The organism is Kocuria tytonicola (assembly GCF_003687455.1).
Taxonomy (GTDB): Bacteria; Actinomycetota; Actinomycetes; order Actinomycetales; family Micrococcaceae; genus Kocuria; species Kocuria tytonicola.
Map to the genome: position 1 here is coordinate 1 of NZ_PHOA01000202.1, position 1,076 is coordinate 1,076.

Consider the following 1,076-nt stretch of genomic DNA (forward strand, 5'->3'; position numbering starts at 1 on the left):
GGTCGGGAGCGAAGACGTCATGGGAACCTCGTGGTGGGGAGAGCGGCCTGCCGTCCGCCGGGCACCGGCAGCATCCGGCGGCCGCAGTGCACCTGGTGGCTGCGATGCACCCGGTGGCTACGGACGGCGCCAGTGCGGGATGCGCAGGGACTCGGGCACCGGAACGGAACGGGCGGGCGGCTCCGCGGCCGAATGTGCTTTCGCAACCGAACGGCTGGCCCCAGGATACCCGTCGTCGGGCGCGCCGCCCCCACCGCGAGGGGTGGAGTGCGGGCCCACGGAGGCGTCGTGCCCGGGGACCTGGTCGCTGCGCGGTGCGCCACCGGTCGCCTCGCCGTCCCCGGCCTCGTCGTCGCCCCGGTAGGAGACGTCCCGCAGCACCCGGGCGCCGGGCACGGGGTTCGGACGCGCGGCCCCCAGGGACGGCCCGCGGGTCGAGACACGGCGTGCCGCAGGCTGGTCGTCGGCGCGCACGGCCTGGACGACGTCGTCGAGGTCGTCCCGGTCCCAGCCGCCGGGCGCTTCCAGGCGCACCACGCGCCAGCCGCGCGGGGCGGTGAGGGTGTCGGCGTGGACGGGACAGAGATCGTAGGCGTGGGGCTCGCGCCGCGCCGAGAGGGCACCGATCACCGCGGTGGAGTCGGAGTAGACGTAGGTCAGCGTGCACACCGCGTCCCGGTTGCACGTCTGCTTGGAACAGCTGCGGCGAGCCACCGCGGACTCCGGCACCGGGCTCAGCGTCCCCGGCGGCGCAGCCGGCGCCGCTCGCGCTCGGACAGTCCGCCCCAGATGCCGAACTTCTCGTCGTTGGTCATGGCGTAGTCGAGGCACTGCCCGCTCACGGGGCACGCCTCGCACACGCGCTTGGCGTCCCGGGTGGAACCGCCCTTCTCGGGGAAGAAGGCCTCGGGATCCGTCTGGGCGCACAGCGCATCCGTCTGCCAGGCCAGCTCGCCCTCGGCGTCGCCCTCGCTCACGGAGTAGAGACCGGCCACGGCCTGCCACACGGAGGCGTCCACGCTCTGGGCGTCGTAGACCTCCGTGCCTGTCAAGCTCTGGGGGGTCTGGGCCGGGGG

At 74.7% G+C, this 1,076-nt stretch carries 2 protein-coding genes; both read right to left on the reverse strand.

The window, feature by feature from the left end; all coding sequences use genetic code 11:
- Positions 1-117 precede the first annotated feature (117 nt).
- Positions 118-714, reverse strand: coding sequence for a DUF3499 family protein (locus CWC38_RS11835; protein WP_240625260.1), 597 nt, complete (start codon positions 712-714; stop codon positions 118-120).
- A gap of 20 nt (positions 715-734) precedes the next feature.
- Positions 735-1,076, reverse strand: a 342-nt coding sequence (locus tag CWC38_RS11840) for a WhiB family transcriptional regulator (RefSeq protein ID WP_276309592.1), incomplete at its 5' end; no start/stop codon positions are given.